The following is an 18568-nucleotide window of genomic DNA, read 5'->3' on the forward strand; positions in this document are numbered from 1 at the left end:
CCTATCGGCCCGCGCCGACGTCCTGATCGTGCGGTTCGTCACCGGACGTCTGACCCATCAGCAGCCGCTCCAGCGCCGCGCGGTCGGGCAGGTCGTCCGGCCGTACGACCTCACCGCTGCGCACGTAGAGGAACGCGGCCGTGACCGACTCCAGGGGCACGCCCTGCTGCTCGGCCCAGGCGAGCCGGTACACCGCGAGCTGGAGGGGGTCGGCGGTGCGGCCCCGGCTCGTCTTCCAGTCGACGATCTCGTACGTCGCCGCCTCTCCCTCGCCCTCCTTGTAGACGGCGTCTATGCGGCCCCGTACGACCCGGCCGGCGAGGGCGAGCTGGAAGGGGGCCTCCACCCGGTAGGGCGTGCGGTGTGCGTACGGGGTGCGCTCGAAGGCGTCCTTGAGGGCTTCCAGGTCGCGCTCGTCGGCGATCTCGGCCTCGCTGCCGGGCAGGTCGTCCGGCTCCAGCATGGGCAGCGTCAGCTCCTCGAATCGGGCCTCGACCCAGGCGTGGAAGCGGGTGCCGCGGCGCGCCGCGGGCTGCGGCGGGCGCGGCATGGGGCGGGCCAGCTCCTGTGCGAAACCGTCCGGGTCGGCGGCCAGACGCAGCAGCTGGGAGGCGGTGAGCGACGCAGGCAGGGGCACCTCGGTGACGCTCTCCCGGGCGCGCAGGAGCTCTCCGGTGAGGGCGTCGAGGTCGCGGTCCCAGGAGGCGACGATTCGGGCCTCCTCCGGGGTGAGGCGGTCCGGCCGCCCGGCGTTCGGGCGCGCGCCCGGGGCGTCCGGTGCCGCCGCCTGGCGGGGGATGGTGGGGCGCTGCGCCGGCCAGGCGTCCGCGTCGGCGGGAGCGTTCTCGAAGGGCGCGGGTTCGATGGACCCGGGGCCGAAAGAACCGGAGTCGGACCGCGCGGAGTCGGAGGAACCGGGGTCGGAGGAACCGGGTTCGTACGGGTCGGTTCCGATGGCGTCGAATCCGACCGGATCAGCATCGAGCGGATCTGCATCGAGCGGGTCGGTTCCGAACGGGTCGGGTTCGTCGTACGGAGGCTCGTCGTCCTCCGGTGGCGGGGGCCAGTCCGGGTCGTCGTAGGTGTCCGGGTCGTGCACGGCCGCGGGGTGGCCGTCCTGGTGGGCGGCGAGGTCCTCCAGGTGGGCCAGGACGGTCGCGGCGGCCGCCCTGCGCCGGGCGAGGGCCGTCTCGTCCAGGGGCAGGGGCCACGCCTGGTCGGCGGTCGCCCGGTGCAGGGCGGGGTTCTCCTCGTCCTCGGCGGGCTCGTCGGCCCAGGCCTCGATCTCGCCGTGCCCGGCGGCGCAGTGGTCGTACAGCGCCCACAGGAACGCGGACGGGCCCCGCGGCTTCTTCTGGGTGGGGCCCCACCAGTGGCCGGAGCCCAGGAGCAGGGAGCGGGGCCGGGTGAAGGTGACGTAGCCGAGACGGAGTTCCTCGGTGTGCTGGTGGTCCTTCATGGCCTCCTGGAAGGCCTTCAGGCCACGCGGGTCCCAGGACTCGACGTCGGGCAGTGTGTCGGCGTCGCCCCGCAGGCCGTGCGGCAGCACCTTGCCCTGGGCGGTCCACTTCTCGCGGCCCTGGGTGCTGGGGAACGTGCCGGTGACGAGGCCGGGCACGACTACGACGTCCCACTCCAGGCCCTTGGACTTGTGCGCGGTGAGCACCTTGACGGTGTTCTCGCCGCCGGGCAGCGCGTTGTCGAGGCCCTTCTCGTACTGGGCGGCGGTGCGCAGGAAACCGAGGAAGGCGAGCAGGGTCGCCTCGTTGTCGCCGGCGGCGAAGGACGCGGCTGTGTCCAGGAAGTTCGACAGGGTCTCGCGGCGGCGGGCGGCCAGGGCCTGCGGGGACGCCGACAGCTCGACCTCCAGGCCGGTGACGGCCAGGACGCGGTGCAGGACGTCCATCAGCGGGTCGGACAGGGAGCGGCGCAGGTCGCGCAGTTCGGCGGCCAGGCGCGCGAAGCGCACGCGCGCGTCGGGTGAGAAGGGCAGCCCGTCGTCGTCCCCGTGGCCGTCCAGCGGCGTCTCCAGGAACGTGTCGAGGGCGTCGGCGAGCGAGATGACCTCGGACGGGTCGACTCCCTCGACGGCCTCGGCGAGCCGCCGGTCCGGGTCGTCGTCGCCGTCCACGCGCGCGTGGGCGACGAGCAGCCGGGCGCGCCGCCCCAGAAGGGCGAGGTCGCGCGGGCCGATGCGCCAGCGCGGGCCGGTCAGCAGCCGCACGAGGGAGGCGTTGGCGCCGGGGTCCTGGAGCACCTCGCAGACGGCGACGAGGTCGGCGATCTCGGGCAGGTGCAACAGCCCGGAGAGGCCGACCACCTCGACCGGGATGTCGCGGGCCACCAGCGCGCCCTGGATCTCGGCGAAGTCGGTCGCCGTACGGCACAGGACGGCGATCTCGCCCGGTGCCGTTCCGGTGCGGACGAGGTGGGCGACGGAGTCGGCGACCCAGTCGATCTCCTCGGCGTGGGTGCGCAGCAGGGCGCAGCGCACGATGCCGTCGTCGTCGGCCCCGGGGGCCGGGCGGAGGGCCTCCACGCCCGCGTGCATGGCGCGCAGGGGTTCCGCAAGGCCGTTGGCGAGGTCGAGGAGGCGACCGCCGCTGCGGCGGTTCTCACTGAGCGCCTGGCGGGTGGCGGGGCGCCCGTCGGCGCGGGCGAAGTGCTCGGGGAAGTCGTCGAGGTTGGCGACGGACGCGCCGCGCCAGCCGTAGATGGCCTGGCAGGGGTCGCCGACGGCGGTCACCGGGTGGCCGGTGCCGCCGCCGAACAGGCCTGCGAGGAGGACGCGCTGGGCGACGGAGGTGTCCTGGTACTCGTCGAGGAGGACCACGCGGAACTCGTCGCGCAGGAGGCGGCCCACCTCGGGGATCCGGGCGAGCTGGGCCGAGAGGGCGATCTGGTCGCCGAAGTCGAGCAGGTCGCGCTCGCGCTTGGCCGCCCGGTAGCGGAGCACCAGGTCGGCCAGTTCACGGCGGGCGGCGGCCGCATCGGGGACCTTGCGCAGGTCGGCGTTGGTGAGCTTGACGTTCTGCAGAGTGCGCAGGAGTTCGGCGTCCCACGCGCGCAGGTCCTCGGGCCGTACGAGGTGTTCGGCGAGCTCGGCGTCGAGGGTCAGCAGGTCGCCGACGAGGTCCGGGAAGGAGCGGGTCAGGGCCGGGTAGGGCCCGGGCGCCTCACGCAGTACGCGCGCGGCGAGCTGGTAGCGGGTGGCGTCGGCGAGCAGACGGGACGTCGGTTCCAGCCCGATGCGCAGACCGTGGTCGGTGAGCAGACGGCCCGCGAAGGCGTGGTACGTGGAGATCACCGGCTCGCCCGGCGGGTTGTCCGGGTCGATCACGTCCGGGTCGGTGACGCCGGCCTTGACCAGTGCCTTGCGGACACGCTCGGCGAGTTCGCCGGCGGCCTTGTTGGTGAAGGTGAGGCCGAGCACCTGTTCGGGGGCGACCTGGCCGGTGCCGACCAGCCAGACGACCCGTGCCGCCATCACCGTCGTCTTGCCCGAGCCGGCTCCGGCCACGATCACCTGCGGGGCGGGCGGCGCGGTGATGCAGGCCGTCTGCTCCGGAGTGAAGGGGATGCCGAGGAGCTCCTTGAGCTGATCGGGATCGGTGAGACGAGCGGACACCCCAGAGAGGCTAGCGGCGGCCACTGACAGCGGGTGCCCGATCACCGGCAGGAGAAGCAGAAGCGCAGCTCAGCACGTGTGGTGCGATGTACCACAGCCGTTACTCGATCACGTGCCGCCCCTCGGGCCGCGCGCTGCACGACGCCCGGAACGCGCAGTGGGTGCAGTGCTGCCCGGCGGTGGGTGTGAACCGTTCGTCGAGAACCTTGCCGGCGGCCGTGGCGAGCAGTTCGCCGATCCACTCCCCCTCCAGCGGCTGCTGCGCCTGCACCTTGGGGACGGTCTCACCGCCGTCCCGCTGGGCGGCGCCCTGTCGCAGGTGGACCAGCTCGGCGCCGCCGGGTTCGGGGCGGACTCCGTCGAAGACCTCGTCGACGGCGCCCTCGCGGACGGCGAGCTGGTAGACGGCGAGCTGAGGGTGACGGGCCACGTCGGCGGCGCTCGGGGCCTGCTTGCCGGTCTTGAAGTCGACGACGTAGGCGCGGCCGTCAGCGTCGGCCTCGACGCGGTCCATCTGGCCACGGATGCGCACCTCGTAGTCGCCCGCTTCGAGGGTGACGTCGAAGTCGTGCTCGCTGGCGACCGGGGTGCGGCCCGCGCGGTCCATGACGTGCCACCTCAGGAAGCGTTCGAGTGCCACGCGCGCGGTCTCCTTCTCCTGCACCGACTTCCAGGGCGCGTCGAAGGCCAGCGCGTTCCACACGGAGTCCAGGCGTTCCATGAGGACGGCCAGGTCGGCCGGGGTGTGTCCGGAGGCGACCTCGTCGGCGAGGACGTGCACCACGTTGCCGAAGCCCTGGGCGGCGGTGGCGGGCGCGTCGGCCTTCACCTCGCGGCCGAGGAACCACTGCAGGGCGCAGGTGTTCGCGAGCTGGTCGAGGGCGCTCCCGGACAGCACGACGGGCTGGTCGCGGTTGCGCAGCGGCACCTTGGACTCGGTGGGTTCGAACATGCCCCACCAGCGGTAGGGGTGCGCGGACGGCACCAGGGGGCGGCCGTCCTCGTCGGCGAGTGCGGCGAGCCGGGCCAGGCGGCGGGCGGCGGCCTCGCGGAGGGTGTCGGACACACGCGGGTCGACCGTCGTGGCGCGCAGCTCCGCGACCAGCGCGGCGACGGACAGCGGGCGGCGCGGGCGGCCGGTGACGTCCTTCGGTTCGACTCCGAGCTCGGTCAGGAAGCGGGAGGGCTGGTCGCCGTCGTCGGCGGGCGCCTTCACGGCGGTGACGACGAGGCGTTCACGCGCGCGCGTGGCGGCCACGTAGAACAGGCGCCGCTCCTCGGCGAGCAGCGCTCCCGGGGTGAGGGGTTCGGCGAGTCCGTCGCGGCCGATGCGGTCGGCTTCCAGTAGGGAGCCGCGGCGGCGCAGGTCCGGCCACAGGCCCTCCTGGACGCCGGCCACGACGACCAGGCGCCATTCCAGGCCCTTGGCGCGGTGCGCGGTCATCAGACGGACGGCGTCGGGCCGTACGGCGCGTCGTGTGAGGGTGTCGGCGGCGATGTCCTCGGCGTCGATCTCCTCCAGGAAGTTCAGGGCGCCCCGGCCGCCGGTGCGCTCCTCCGCGCGCGCGGCGGTCGCGAACAGGGCGCACACGGCGTCGAGGTCGCGGTCGGCGTTGCGGCCCGCAGCGCCGCCGCGCCGGGCGGCTCGCTCCAGGCGGCCGGGCCACGGTGTGCCCTCCCACAGGTCCCACAGCGCGTCCTCCGCCGTGCCGCCGCCGGCCAGGCGCTCGCGGGCCTTGCGGAGCAGCGCGCCGAGACGCTGGGCGCCACGCGCGTACGTGGGGTCGTGCACGGCCAGGCGTTCCGGTTCGGCCAGTGCCCGCGCGAGGAGTGCGTCGGAGGGCGGCGGCAGCGGGTTGCCCGCGGCGCGCTCCTCCTCGCGCAGCGCGCGGCCGAGGCGGCGCAGGTCGGCGGCGTCCATGCCGGCGAGCGGGGAGGTGAGCAGGGTGAGGGCGGTCTCGGTGTCGAGCCAGCAGGAGTCCTGCTCGGGTTCCTCGTCCCCGGGCTGCCGGGCGGCCTCCGCCGTGGCCACCGCCCGGAGCGCCGTCAGCAGCGGTGCCACGGCGGGCTCGTGGCGCAGGGGCAGGTCGTCGCCGTCGACGTCCAGGGGCACGCCGGCCGCGGTGAGCGCCCGGCGGACGGCCGGGATGGTGCGCGAGCCCGCGCGCACCAGGACGGCCATCTCGCTCCAGGGGACGCCGTCCTCCAGGTGCGCTCTGCGGAGGATGTCGGCGATGTTGTCCAGCTCCGTGCCGGGCGTCGGATACGTGTACACCTCGACACGGCCGCCGTCCGTGACCGGGGCGAGTTCCCGGTGGGCGCGGGCCTTGTCGGCGGGCAGACGGGGCAGCGGCATGCGCTGGGTCAGCAGCCGGGTGGCGGCCAGCAGGGCGGCGCCGGAGCGGCGGGAGGTGCGCAGCACCTCGACGGGCGCGGGACGGCCGTCCGCGCGCGGGAAGGCGTACGGGAACTCCAGGATGCCGTTCACGTCCGCGCCCCGGAACGTGTAGATCGACTGGTCGGGGTCGCCGAACGCGACGAGCGTGCGGCCGCCGCCCGCCAGGGCGTGCAGCAGCCGCACCTGGGCCGGGTCGGTGTCCTGGTACTCGTCGACGTAGACGGCGTCGTACCGGGCGGCGAGCACCTCTGCGACGTGCGGACGGTGGGCCAGCAGCACCGCGCGGTGGACGAGCTCCGCGTAGTCGATCACGCCCTGGAGGTCGAGCACGTCGAGGTACTCGGCGAGGAAGGCGGCCGCGGCGCGCCAGTCGGGGCGGCCGATGCGGCGGGCGAAGGCGTCCAGGGCCTCGGGGCCGAGGCCCAGTTCGCGGCTGCGGGCCAGGACCGCGCGGACCTCGTCGGCGAAGCCACGCGTGGTCAGACAGGCGCGCAGCTCGTCCGGCCACCGCACATGCGCGAGACCGAGCCGCTCCAGGTCGGTCTGGCCGGCAAGCAACTCCCGGACGGTGACGTCCTGCTCGGGGCCGGACAGCAGCCGCAGCGGCTCCACGAACAGGTCGCTGTCCTGGTGCGCGCGGACCAGGGCATAGCAGAACGAGTGGAACGTGGTCGCCTGGGGCGCGCGCGCCGCTCCTATGCGCAGCGCCATGCGGTCCCGCAGCTCGACGGCGGCCTTACGGCTGAACGTCAGCACGAGGATCCGCTCGGGGTCCGCGCCCCGGGCGATGCGCGCGGCCACGGACTCGACGAGCGTGGTGGTCTTTCCGGTGCCCGGACCTGCGAGAACGAGCAACGGACCGCTCGGGTGGTCAACCACGGAGCGCTGTGCGGCGTCAAGAGAAGGGGGATCGACTCGGGCCGGCGGGGTACGCACCAGTCGGTAAGCGCCACGGTTCCCCCGTCGCACCTGGGAGTGCGACAGGCCGTTGGTGGAGGAAGAGGAGCTCACGTGGTTCGCCGGTCCTGGTGGGTGTGCTGTGTGCGGGGCCGTCGCGCGGTAAGAGCGGTGGCCGGGGGGTGAGGGGGACAGGTGCGGCCGACGCTACGCCGACGGGTGGAGCGGAAGCAGGGCTTCCGCCTTTCCCCTCCGGGCACTCCTGCCACGCGAGTCCCTCGACTCACGAACGTACGTCATGTCACGGACGTGCCCGCCTTCGCTCAAACGGATCACAGGTCACACAGTGGTCCGTCCGATGGCGGAAGCTGTCAGGTGTGACCCTCCGCGCGTTCACCGCCGTCCCACCGCGCCCGCCTCAGGTCGATGCGCGGCAGATGGCCCTCGGCGGCCCGGCCGGCCTCCTTCAGGGGCGTGCCCTCCGCGCGGTACCGGTCGAGGGCTCTCAGCTCGTGCCCCGGGAGCAGGACGCCGTCCGCGCGCACGACGCGCCACCACGGCACGCCGCCCCCGTACAGCGACATCACGCGGCCCACCTGACGGGGGCCGCCCTCACCCAGCCACTCGGCCACGTCTCCGTACGTCATGACACGGCCCGGCGGAATCAGTTCGGCGACGTCGAGGACCCGCTCGGCGTACTCGGGCAGGGCGTCGGCGTACTCCGCGCGGGCGTCGTCCGGAAGGCTCTCCTGGCTCATCCGGACCATCCTGCCGCACCCCACCGACAATGTGACGCGCTCGCGACCGTGCGTGACCCTCGCCCGGGAGCGGCGCTTCGGGCAGACTGTCCGACCCCGCATGTGCACCCTGATGCCCCCGTGTGTCGGTGCGGCATGCCACCATCGTGCGGGCGGTGACCGGTGATACGAGACCAAGAAGAGACGATGAAGCAGCAGGGTGCGCACCCCGAGGGCACGGAGGGCACCTCTGACGCTTCGTCGCGCCCGGACACCGCGGATGCCCCCGCCGAGAGCCCCGAGGACGTCGGCACGCGGGACGTCGGCACGCGGGACGCCGGCGGCGAGGCAGCCGGGAAGAAGGCCGCTGTGCACGCGGACGACTCCGACACGGCGCACGTCGACGAGGTGGAGGGCGACGAACCGCTGCTCCCCGCGCGCGTGCACCGCCCCTCCGACCTGATGCGGCTCCTGGTGGGCGTGCTCGCCGTCGTCGTGCTGCTCGGGATCGCGGCCTTCGCGCACGGCACCACCTCGGGCCTGGAACAGGACATCAACAAGGGCACCGGCCAGGCACCCGACCTGCTCATCAAGATCGCGGGGCTGGCGTCCAGCATCGCGATCCTCCTGGTGCCCGTGGCCTTCGCCATCGAACGGCTGATCAAACGGGACGGACTGCGCATCGCCGACGGTGTGCTCGCGGCGGTCCTCGCGCACGGTGTGACCCTCGCCACCGACCTGTGGGTCGCCCGGGCCGCACCCGGCTCGATCCAGGAGGCGCTCACCCAGCCCTCGCCCGGCGACATCCACGCCCTCACCGACCCCGTGCACGGCTATCTCGCACCGGTGATCGCGTACATGACCGCCGTCGGCATGTCGCGCAGGCCCCGGTGGCGTGCGGTGCTGTGGGTCGTGCTGCTGCTCGACGCCTTCTCGATGCTCGTCACCGGGTACACGACCCCGTTCTCGATCATCCTGACGGTGCTGATCGGCTGGACCGTCGCGTACGGCACGCTGTACGCGGTGGGCTCCCCCAACGTCCGCCCCACCGGGCGGACTCTCATGGCGGGCCTGCGGACCGTGGGCTTCCGCCCGGTCAGCGCGTCCCGCGAGGAAGCGCAGGACGCCTCGGAGACGGGCGACCGGGGCCGCCGTTACTTCGTGACCCTGGAGGACGGTCCGCCGCTGGACGTGACCGTGGTCGACCGGGAGCAGCAGGCGCAGGGCTTCTTCTACCGCGCCTGGCGCAACCTCACCCTGCGCGGCTTCGCCACCCGCAGCAGCCTGCAGTCGCTGCGCCAGGCCCTGGAGCAGGAGGCTCTGCTGGCGTACGCGGCGATCGCGGCCGGCGCCAACGCGCCCAAGCTGATCGCCACCTCTGAGCTCGGCCCCGACGCCGTGATGCTCGTCTACGAGCACACCGGTGGGCACACCCTCGACTCGCTGCCGGACACCGAGATCACCGACGAGCTGCTGCGCGACACCTGGCACCAGGTGAAGGCCCTGCAGTCGCGGCGTATCGCGCACCGCAGGCTGGTGGGCGACGCGATCCTGGTGGATCGTTCCGGCACGGTGATCCTCACCGACCTGCGCGTCGGCGAGATCGCGGCCGGTGATCTGCTGCTGCGCATGGACATCTCCCAGCTGCTGGTCACCCTCGGCCTGCGGGTGGGCGCCGAGCGCGCGGTGGCCTCGGCGGTGAACGTGCTCGGCCCCGACGCGGTGGCGGACTGCCTGCCGATGCTCCAGCCCATCGCGCTGAGCCGCTCCACGCGCGCGACCCTGCGCAGGCTCGCCCGGGAGCGGGCACAACGCGAGCGCGAGGCGGTGCTGGAGGCCTCCCGGCACACCAAGCAGACCCGCCTGGAGGAGTCGCCCCCGGACGACGGCGTGCCGACCCTCGAGCAGTCCGAGAGAGCCGGCAAGGCCGACAAGGCCGACAGGAAGGCCGCACGCGCGGAGCAGCGGGCCGAGAAGCGGGCCATCGACGAGGCGCTGGAGGAGGCGCGCGAGGAGGATCTGCTCACCCAGATCCGGCACGAGGTGCTGCGCATCAGGCCGCAGGCCCCGGTCGAGCCGGCGCGCCTGGAGCGGGTCCGTCCGCGCACCCTGATCAGTTTCATCGCCGGCGCGATCGGCGCGTACTTCCTGCTGACCCAGCTCACACACATCGAGTTCGGGCCGCTCATCGCCAACGCCGAGTGGGGCTGGGTCGCCGCGGCCGTGCTGTTCTCGGCGGGCAGTTACATCGCGGCGGCGATGGCCCTGCTGGGGTTCGTGCCCGAGCGGGTGCCGTTCGTGCGGACCGTGGCGGCGCAGGTGGCCGGGTCGTTCGTGAAGATCGTCGCCCCGGCGGCGGTGGGCGGTGTCGCGCTGAACACGCGTTTCCTGCAGCGCGCGGGGGTGCGCCCGGGGCTCGCGGTGGCCAGTGTCGGCGCCTCGCAGTTGTTCGGGCTGGGCTGCCACATCCTGATGCTGCTCGCCTTCGGTTATCTGACCGGTACCGAGAAGACGCCGTCGCTGTCGCCGTCCCGGACGGTCATCGCCGGTCTGCTGACGGTGGCGGTCCTCGTGCTCGTGGTGACCTCCGTGCCGTTCCTGCGGAAATTCGTCGTCACGCGCGTGCGGTCGCTGTTCGCCGGTGTCGTCCCGCGCATGCTCGACGTGCTGCAGCGGCCCCAGAAGCTGGTCACCGGCATCGGCGGCATGCTGCTGCTGACCGCGTGCTTCGTGATGTGCCTGGACGCCTCGATCCGCGCGTTCGGCGACGAGTCGACCTCGATCAGTCTCGCCAGCGTCGCCGTGGTGTTCCTCGCGGGCAACGCGCTGGGGTCCGCCGCGCCGACACCGGGTGGTGTGGGCGCGGTGGAGGCGACCCTGACGGTCGGCCTGATCGCCGTCGGCCTCCCCAAGGAGGTCGCCGCTCCCGCCGTGCTGCTGTTCCGGCTGCTGACACTGTGGCTGCCGGTGCTGCCCGGCTGGCTCGCCTTCAACCACCTCACGCGCAAGCAGGCGCTCTAGGAGGGCGCCTCCCCGGTTCACCGCGGGACGGTCCGCGACCTGCGCGCTCCGCGCTGCCCCGCGGAGCGTCAGGGGGCGCCTGTGCGCCCCGCGGCTCACCGCAGGATAGGCACGCGCACACCCCGGGCTTCACCGCAGCGCGGTCCCGAACCGACACACCAGCGCTCACTCCAAGGCGGTCCCGAACCCGCACACCCGCGCTTCACCCCAGGGCGGTCCCGGACCCGTACGCCCGTACCTCCAACGGCCCGTGCCCCGCGCGGCCCGCCCGGCGTGCGCGCAGGATGGGAGCATGCCCAACCCCTTCCGGGCGCGCGCCACTGCCCTGACCCTCACCACCGCGCTGCTGCTGTCCGCGCTGCTCGCGGGCTGCACGGACGACACCGAGGACGAGGACCTGACGCGGCAGAAACTGAGCTGGACGGACTGCCCGGCCCCCTCCGACGAACAGGGCGGAGGCAACGCCCCCTCGCCGCTGCCGAACGGCGGCGAGTGGCAGTGCGCCACCATGAAGGCGCCCCTCGACTGGGACAAACCCCGGGGCGAGACGATCGAGCTCGCACTGGTCCGGGCGCGGACCAGCGGTGACGCGAGTCGGCGCATCGGCTCGCTCATCTTCAACTTCGGCGGTCCCGGCGGTTCCGGCGTCACCGCGCTGCCCGCCTTCGGCGAGGACTACGCGCAACTGCGCACCCGCTACGACCTGGTCAGTTTCGACCCGCGCGGGGTCGGCCGAAGCGCCCCCGTCGTCTGCGAGGACGACGAGCAGCTCGACGAGTACTTCCAGCAGGACGCGACCCCCGACGACGCCGCCGAGCGCACCGAGTACCTGGACGAGACCACGGACTTCAACGAGGCCTGCGAGAAGAACTCCGGGAAGATGCTGCCGCACGTGCGCACCACCGAAGCGGCCCGCGACATGGACCTCATGCGCCAGGTCCTCGGCGACGCCAAGCTGCACTACTTCGGCATCTCCTACGGCACCGAACTCGGCGGCGTCTACGCCCACCTCTTCCCCAGGAAGGTGGGCCGCGCCGTCTTCGACGCGGTCGTCGACCCCACGCAGACGCCCGAGCAGGGCTCGCTCGGTCAGGCCAGGGGGTTCCAGCGCGCGCTCGACAACTTCGCCGAGGACTGTGCGTCGAAGGCCGACGACTGCCCTCTCGGCGACAGCGCCCAGGACGTGAAGGACCGTATCGCCAGACTGCTGAGGGACCTGGAGGCCAAGCCGATCCCGGGCGTCTTCCCACGCGAGCTGACCCAGACGGCGGCGATCAACGGCATCGCGCAGGCGCTGTACTCGCAGGACTTCTGGGAGTACCTCACCGAGGGGCTCCAGCAGGCGTACGACGGCGACGGCAGGATCCTGATGCTGCTGTCCGACTCCCTGAACGGACGCAACGAGAACGGCGAGTACAGCAACCTCGCCGCGGCCAACGTCGCCATCAACTGCGCCGACGACAGGCCGCGCTACGACGTGCGGTACGTGGAGCGGAAACTGCCCGAGTTCCGGGCCGCCTCCCCCCTGTTCGGCGACTTCCTCGCCTGGTCCATGCTCAGCTGCACCGACTGGCCGGTGCGGGGCGCCGCGGTCCATCCCGACGTCAGCGCGCCCGGCGCGCCGCCGATCCTGGTGATCGGCAACACCGGCGACCCCGCCACCCCTTACGAGGGCGCGCGGAAGATGGTGCAGGCACTGGGCAAGGGCGTGGGTGTCGAGCTGACGTACCGGGGGCAGGGGCACGGTGCGTACGACAGCAAGAACAAGTGCGTGCAGGACGCGGTGAACGGCTACCTGCTGGACGGGAAGGTGCCGGCGTCCGGGACCGTGTGCTCCTGACAACCAACCCACGTTCGACATAAAAACCGCAGGTCACAGCGTTATCCACAGGCTGAGGCAGTCGGCGGGCGAGCTGTCTACCATGGCCTGACAGCCATCCGCGGCACGGCGCGGACGGCCTGCGAGGGGGGACGGGCCCATGAAGCGCTTCGTACGGTGGACGGCTCTGGCGGTGGCCGGCGTACTGCTGGGGGCGGGCTGCGGCGGTGGGTCGTCCGGCGACGGCAAGGGCGGCGGACCGCCGTCCTCACAGCAGTTGGACTGGGGGCGCTGCAAGGCCACCCGGGACGGCCCCGCGCCGAGCAGCGACTGGCAGTGCGCGACGCTCAGGGTGCCGCTGGACTGGTCGAAGCCGGACGGCGAGACGATCGGGCTCGCGCTGATCCGCGCCAAGGCGCGGGGCGGCAAGCGCATCGGTTCGCTGCTGTTCAACTTCGGCGGTCCCGGCGCTTCGGGCGTGTCCATGATGCCGTCGTACGCCACCACGGTCTCCCAGCTGCGCGAGCGGTACGACCTGGTGAGCTGGGACCCGCGCGGGGTCGGTGCCAGCCAGGGCATCCGCTGCCGCGACGACAAGGAGATCCAGACCGCCGAGTCGGTGGACGCCACCCCGGACACCCCGGCCGAGGAGCAGGCCTACCTGCGGGACGCCGCCGACTTCGGCAAAGGCTGCCGGAAGACCGCCGGAAAGCTGATGGAACACGTCTCGACCACCGACACCGCCCGCGACATGGACCTCATGCGCCAGGTGCTCGGTGACGACAGGATGCACTACTTCGGCATCTCCTACGGCACCGAACTCGGCGGCGTCTACGCCCACCTCTTCCCGAAGAAGGTGGGCCGGATGATCCTCGACGCGGTCGTCGACCCCACGGCCGACACGGTGGGCCACGCCGAGAACCAGACCCGGGGCTTCCAGCGGGCGCTGAACGACTACCTGAAGTCCACGGGCCAGGACCCCGCACAGGGCTCACGGAAGATCGCGCATCTGCTGCGGCGGATCGACGCGCGGCCGTTGCCGACGTCGTCGCCCGGGCGGAAGCTGACGCAGACCCTCGCGCTCACCGGCATCGTCCTGCCGCTGTACAGCAAGTCCAGCTGGCCGACGCTGACCAGCGCCCTGGAAGCGGCGGAGCAAGGGGACGGCTCCGAACTGCTGGCGCTCGCCGACGGCTACAACGAACGCGACCCGTCGGGCACGTACGGCACCACGACGCACTCACAGCGGGTCATATCGTGCCTGGATGACAGGCGGCGGCCGACGCTCGAGGAGACCAGGAAGCTGCTGCCGCGGTTTGAGAGCATCTCGCCCGTCTTCGGGGCCTTCCTCGGCTGGGACACGGCCGGCTGGTGCCACGACTGGCCGGTGGCCGGCCAGCACGACACCCCGCAGGTGAGCGCTCCCGGAGCGGAACCGATCCTGGTGGTCGGCAACACCGGCGACCCGGCGACCCCGTACGAGGGCGCCCGGAAGATGGCGGACGAGCTGGGCAAGGGCGTCGGAGTGGTGCTCACCTGGCAGGGCGAGGGACACGGTGCGTACGGGAGTGGCAGCGACTGTGTGGACTCGACGGTGAACGCGTACCTGCTCGACGGCTCAGTGCCGAAGGACGGCAAGGTCTGCTCGTGACGACGGCGGCCCAAGTTGCTTCGGGACGAAGCGGTCTCGTCGCCAAGGGTGGTGAGAGGGGGCGGTGCGCTGGCGCGACTGAAATCCCGAGGCGAATGCGGGGACGATGCAGACGGTGTCCGCCAGCCGGTTCACGGTGACGGCCGCTCCCTGGTGGCGACTACGTGGGATGCTTTGAGTGCTCGTGCCACCCCCTCCGGATCCAACGAAAGAGGTCCTGATGTCCCGTCGGCATGAGCCGTCACCGCCGTTGTCGCCACTGCCGTCGATCACGCTGCGTGGGTATGGCGAGACCATGTGGCTGGAGGGCCGGGCCGTAGTGCTGGAGCAGAAAGGGCTGCGGCGGCGGATACCGGTCGAGGCCATGGAGGAGGCGCGGGCCGTGGGCCGGGGGCGGCGCTCGGTCGAGATCGCGCTGTGGGGCGTGGACGGCGCTCCGGGGCCTGTATTCACCATGGAAGGCCGCGACGCCGCCTCGGCGGGCCGGCTCGTCGAGGCGGCCAACCGAGCACGGTCCAGGAGCGGTCCGCCGCAGGGCGGGGCGGCCCTGATCGAGGAGCGGCCGACGAGCACCCCCGGTCGGAAGAAGGGGCTGGGACTGACACGCAGGGAACGCGCCGTGGGGATCGCTCTCCTTCCCGTGTATGTCGGCGGGTTCGCCCTTCTGGCGTGGGCCGGCGAACCGCAGCAGGCGGCGTTGTGGCTGCTCGGGGTGGTGCCCGCCCTCTTCGGTTTGTTGATCGTGGTGCCCTCGCTCCAGTGGGCGTGGAAGCGGTGGACCGTGCGCAGGCGGGGTGTCATGGTCGTCGCGGTGTTCACCCGGAGAGAGCGCAAGCGGACGTTCTTCCGGTACACCGACCTGGAGGGCAGCACGCATGAGATCGAGTCTGACTACGCGGCCAGGGGCATCGGCGGCGACCCGAAACGCATCGAAGTCGTCTACGACCCAGAGCAACCCGACAGAGCTATCTGCTCACTGGCAGCCTCGACCCTGCTGTGGCGCACAGCGGGCGTGACACTGGTCGGCGGACTGCTGCTATCGCTCGCGTTCATCATGATGCCCCTGCAACTGATCCTCCTGGTGCTCTCTGGATGATCTGAATGACATCCAACGCTGACATCAACGGCTACGAGCAGCCGCGGATGTCAGCGGTTGCTCGTGACCCCAGTGCACGCAGGAAGGCCCCACCGTGCCGAGGGCGGATCGAACTCGTAAAGCGGTGCTTCCGAATGGCGCCTCGGCGTGACCTCTGGGCCGTCTCAGGGCCGTCCACGGACACCCGACGCCGACCAACAACGACAGAAGCCCACGGCATCCGACCTGGTCAGAGCCGTGGGCTTCTTCTACCCCGCTGGTCAGCGGAAGGGCCGATCAGTACACCGGCTTCTCCGGCTCGATCTGGTTGACCCAGCCGATCACACCGCCGCCGACGTGGACCGCGTCCGCGAAGCCCGCGGACTTCAGCACGGCCAGGACTTCCGCACTGCGGACACCGGTCTTGCAGTGCAGGACGATCTTCTTGTCCTGCGGGAGGCCCTCCAGGGCAGTGCCCATGAGGAACTCGTTCTTCGGGATCAGACGGGCGCCCGGGATGGAGACGATCTCGTACTCGTTCGGCTCGCGGACGTCGATGATCTCGATGTTCTCGCCGTCGTCGATCCACTCCTTGAGCTGCTTGGGAGTGATCGTGGAGTCGGCGGCCGCCGCCTGGGCCTCCTCGGAGACGACGCCGCAGAAGGCCTCGTAGTCGATGAGCTCGGTGACGGTCGGGTTCTCGCCGCAGACCGCGCAGTTCGGGTCCTTGCGGACCTTGACCTGGCGGTACTGAATCTCCAGGGCGTCGTAGATCATCAGGCGGCCGACCAGCGGCTCGCCGATGCCGGCGAGCAGCTTGATGGCCTCGTTGACCTGGATGGAGCCGATGGACGCGCACAGCACGCCCAGGACGCCGCCCTCGGCGCAGGAGGGGACCATGCCGGGGGGCGGGGGCTCCGGGTAGAGGCAGCGGTAGCAGGGGCCGTGCTCGGACCAGAAGACCGAGGCCTGGCCGTCGAAGCGGTAGATCGAGCCCCACACGTACGGCTTGTTCAGCAGCACGCAGGCGTCGTTGACCAGGTAGCGCGTGGCGAAGTTGTCCGTGCCGTCGACGATCAGGTCGTACTGGCTGAAGATGTCCATCACGTTGTCGGCCTCGAGCCGCTCCTCGTGAAGGACCACGTTCACGTACGGGTTGATGCCCTGGACGGTGTCACGGGCGGACTCGGCCTTGGAGCGGCCGATGTCGGACTGGCTGTGGATGATCTGGCGCTGCAGGTTCGACTCGTCGACCTCGTCGAACTCCACGATGCCGAGCGTGCCCACGCCCGCGGCGGCCAGGTACATCAGCGCCGGCGAGCCCAGGCCGCCGGCGCCCACACACAGCACCTTGGCGTTCTTCAGCCGCTTCTGCCCGTCCATCCCGACGTCGGGGATGATCAGGTGGCGGGAGTACCTGCGGACCTCGTCTACGGTGAGCTCGGGGGCCGGCTCGACCAGGGGTGGCAGCGACACGGGGACTCCGTTGGTCGGTCAATCACTACAGTTGTTTTCCCGTAACACTGCCACGGCCTTTTTCATTCCGAGACACCTGTTCCGACACGCGAGACGATGTCGTCCCAGTAGCCGGGCAGGCTTTCCCAGGGGCCCACGCGGCCGCCGCGATCCGTGCGGTCGGTGAAGTAGATCGTCGCGGCGCCCTGCCAGCGGGCGATGCGCAGCGCCTCGTCGAGGTGGGGGCGGGGCACGCCGTGGACGAAGTGGCAGAAGCGTGCGGGGCTGTGGTCCGCGGTCCACTCGGGCGCCTGCGACCAGCGGTAGTCGCTCCAGGGTCCGGCGAAGGTGACCAGCTGGTCGGCGATCTCGGCGTAGCCGGGGTCCGGGTGGGTGCCGTGGCCGAGGACGATGTGCGCCTCGTCACGGAGGGTGCGGAGCGCGGCGACCGTGCGGCGGATTTCGGGCAGCGCGGCGGGTCCGGTCGGGCAGCGGTCCAGGAGCTATCCGTCGACCAGGTACCACTCGAGGTACCGGTGCGCGTCGGAGACCAGCTCGGCGAAGGTGCGGGCGCCGGAGGTGACGGCGAGGTGGCCGAGCACGCGGACGCCCGCGTTGCGCAGCCGGCCCGCGGCCTCCAGGCAGTGCCCGTCGGGCCGGGTGCCGGGGCCGTCGGCCACGTTGAGGACGACCCAGTCCAGCGGTGTGCCGGGGCGGGTCAGTTCGGCCCACTCGGTGCGGGCGAGGAGGGGGTGGGCATAGCCCGGGATGCCGAGAGCCGTGCGGGTCCCGGTGCCGACGGTGCCTGCGGCGCGGGCGGCGGTGGTCGTCGCCGTGCCGGTGGGGTGGTGCGGGGAGGAGAAGGTCGTGCGGTGGGTGGGTTTCCTGGTCAGATGCGGCATGCCGCCTCCATCCAGATGTCCGCGAGGGACTCTTCGAGGTTGATGCGGGGGCGCCAGCCGAGCCGGTCGCGTGCGGTGCGTACGTCGGCCTGCTGCCAGCTGCCGCAGCCGTCCGGGTACGGGTACGCCACGGGGGTCGCGTGGTCCGAGTCGACGCGGGGGTGTCCGATGGCCGGGCGCAGGGTGCCGGGGGGCGCGTCGAGTTCGTGCAGGGCGCCGCCGTAGCCGGCCACGCGGGCGAGGATCGCGGCGGCGTCGCGCAGGCGCACGGCGCGGCCGGACCCGATGTTGATGACGCCCTGCGCGGCGGACAGCGAGGCCGCGTGGACGGCGCGGGCCACGTCGCGGACGTCGACGAAGTCGCGCTGCGCGCCGAGGCCGCCGAGTTTGAGATCGCCGTCGCCGGATTGCATGGCGCGGCGCAGGGCCTCGGCGAGGCGGCCGAGCGGGGAGCCGGCGGGTGTGCCGGGGCCGACGGGTGAGAAGACCCGCAGGACGACGGCGTCCAGGCCGGAGCCGAGGACGAGCTCGGTGGCGGCGAGCTTGCTGACCCCGTACGGGCCGCCCGGGCGCGGGACCGCGTCCTCCGCCGTGGAGGAGCCGGGCTGGCTGGGGCCGTACTCCGAGCCGCAGCCGATCTGCACGAGGCGGGCGCCGCAGCCGCTGCGGCGCAGCGCCTCGCAGATGGTGGCGACGGCGACGGTGTTGTGGCGGGTCAGTTCCCGCGCGCCGCCCCGTGTCGCGCCGGCGCAGTTGATGACGACGCCGGGGTGGACGGCGTCGAGGAAGCGGGTGAGGGCACCCGGGCTGCCGGTCGCCAGGTCGAAGCGGACGTCGGCGTCGTCGCCGCGGCCCAGGGCGGTGAGCTGGACGGCCGGGTCGGCGAGGAGGCGGTCGGCGACGAAGCGGCCGAGGTAACCGTTGGCTCCGATCAGCAGGACTCTCATCGGGCGGCTCCCTGGGCCGGGGTGCCGGGGTGGGTGAT

At 72.4% G+C, this 18568-nt stretch carries 9 protein-coding genes and 1 pseudogene; 4 read left to right on the plus strand and 6 right to left on the minus strand.

Features of this window, described 5'->3' with window-relative positions; translation table 11 throughout:
- Nucleotide 1 precedes the first annotated feature (1 nt).
- The 3 genes from ACFPZJ_RS15760 to ACFPZJ_RS15770 all read right to left on the minus strand — a co-directional run bounded on the left by ACFPZJ_RS15760 (nt 2) and on the right by ACFPZJ_RS15770 (nt 7681).
- Nucleotides 2–3628: a UvrD-helicase domain-containing protein gene (locus ACFPZJ_RS15760; RefSeq protein WP_381021629.1), complete on the minus strand. Its 3627-nt coding sequence runs from the start codon at nt 3626–3628 to the stop codon at nt 2–4.
- A 100-nt stretch (nt 3629–3728) separates the two neighbouring features.
- Nucleotides 3729–7037: an ATP-dependent helicase gene (locus tag ACFPZJ_RS15765; RefSeq protein ID WP_381021631.1), complete on the minus strand. Its 3309-nt coding sequence runs from the start codon at nt 7035–7037 to the stop codon at nt 3729–3731.
- Between the two features lie 257 nt (nt 7038–7294).
- Nucleotides 7295–7681 (minus strand): MGMT family protein, encoded by a 387-nt coding sequence (locus tag ACFPZJ_RS15770; RefSeq protein ID WP_381021633.1) that lies wholly within the window; start codon nt 7679–7681, stop codon nt 7295–7297.
- A 186-nt stretch (nt 7682–7867) separates the two neighbouring features.
- On the opposite strand from ACFPZJ_RS15770, the gene ACFPZJ_RS15775 reads away from it, so the two are divergent.
- The 4 genes from ACFPZJ_RS15775 to ACFPZJ_RS15790 all read left to right on the plus strand — a co-directional run bounded on the left by ACFPZJ_RS15775 (nt 7868) and on the right by ACFPZJ_RS15790 (nt 15247).
- On the plus strand, nt 7868–10681 hold the full coding sequence (locus tag ACFPZJ_RS15775; RefSeq protein WP_381021634.1) for a lysylphosphatidylglycerol synthase domain-containing protein: 2814 nt from the start codon (nt 7868–7870) through the stop codon (nt 10679–10681).
- Between the two features lie 292 nt (nt 10682–10973).
- A complete protein-coding gene (locus ACFPZJ_RS15780; protein WP_381021635.1) occupies nt 10974–12521 on the plus strand; it encodes an alpha/beta hydrolase in 1548 nt (515 codons plus the stop codon).
- Between the two features lie 139 nt (nt 12522–12660).
- Entirely contained in the window at nt 12661–14151 is a 1491-nt protein-coding gene (locus ACFPZJ_RS15785) for an alpha/beta hydrolase (RefSeq protein ID WP_381021636.1), read from the plus strand.
- 220 nt (nt 14152–14371) lie between these two features.
- On the plus strand, nt 14372–15247 hold the full coding sequence (locus ACFPZJ_RS15790) for a hypothetical protein (protein WP_381021637.1): 876 nt from the start codon (nt 14372–14374) through the stop codon (nt 15245–15247).
- A 276-nt stretch (nt 15248–15523) separates the two neighbouring features.
- Here the strand turns inward: ACFPZJ_RS15790 and moeZ are convergent, their stop codons facing one another.
- The 3 genes and pseudogenes from moeZ to ACFPZJ_RS15805 all read right to left on the minus strand — a co-directional run bounded on the left by moeZ (nt 15524) and on the right by ACFPZJ_RS15805 (nt 18530).
- A complete protein-coding gene (gene moeZ, locus ACFPZJ_RS15795) occupies nt 15524–16702 on the minus strand; it encodes an adenylyltransferase/sulfurtransferase MoeZ (RefSeq protein WP_381021638.1) in 1179 nt (392 codons plus the stop codon).
- 62 nt (nt 16703–16764) lie between these two features.
- Nucleotides 16765–17583, minus strand: a pseudogene (locus tag ACFPZJ_RS15800) (spherulation-specific family 4 protein).
- Complete coding sequence (locus ACFPZJ_RS15805) at nt 17571–18530, minus strand: NAD-dependent epimerase/dehydratase family protein (RefSeq protein ID WP_381021639.1); 960 nt, start codon at nt 18528–18530, stop codon at nt 17571–17573. Before ACFPZJ_RS15805 ends, ACFPZJ_RS15800 begins: the two are co-directional and overlap by 13 nt.
- Between the last annotated feature and the right edge of the window lie 38 nt (nt 18531–18568).

This window comes from Streptomyces bullii (assembly GCF_042657145.1).
Taxonomy (GTDB): Bacteria; Actinomycetota; Actinomycetes; order Streptomycetales; family Streptomycetaceae; genus Streptomyces; species Streptomyces bullii.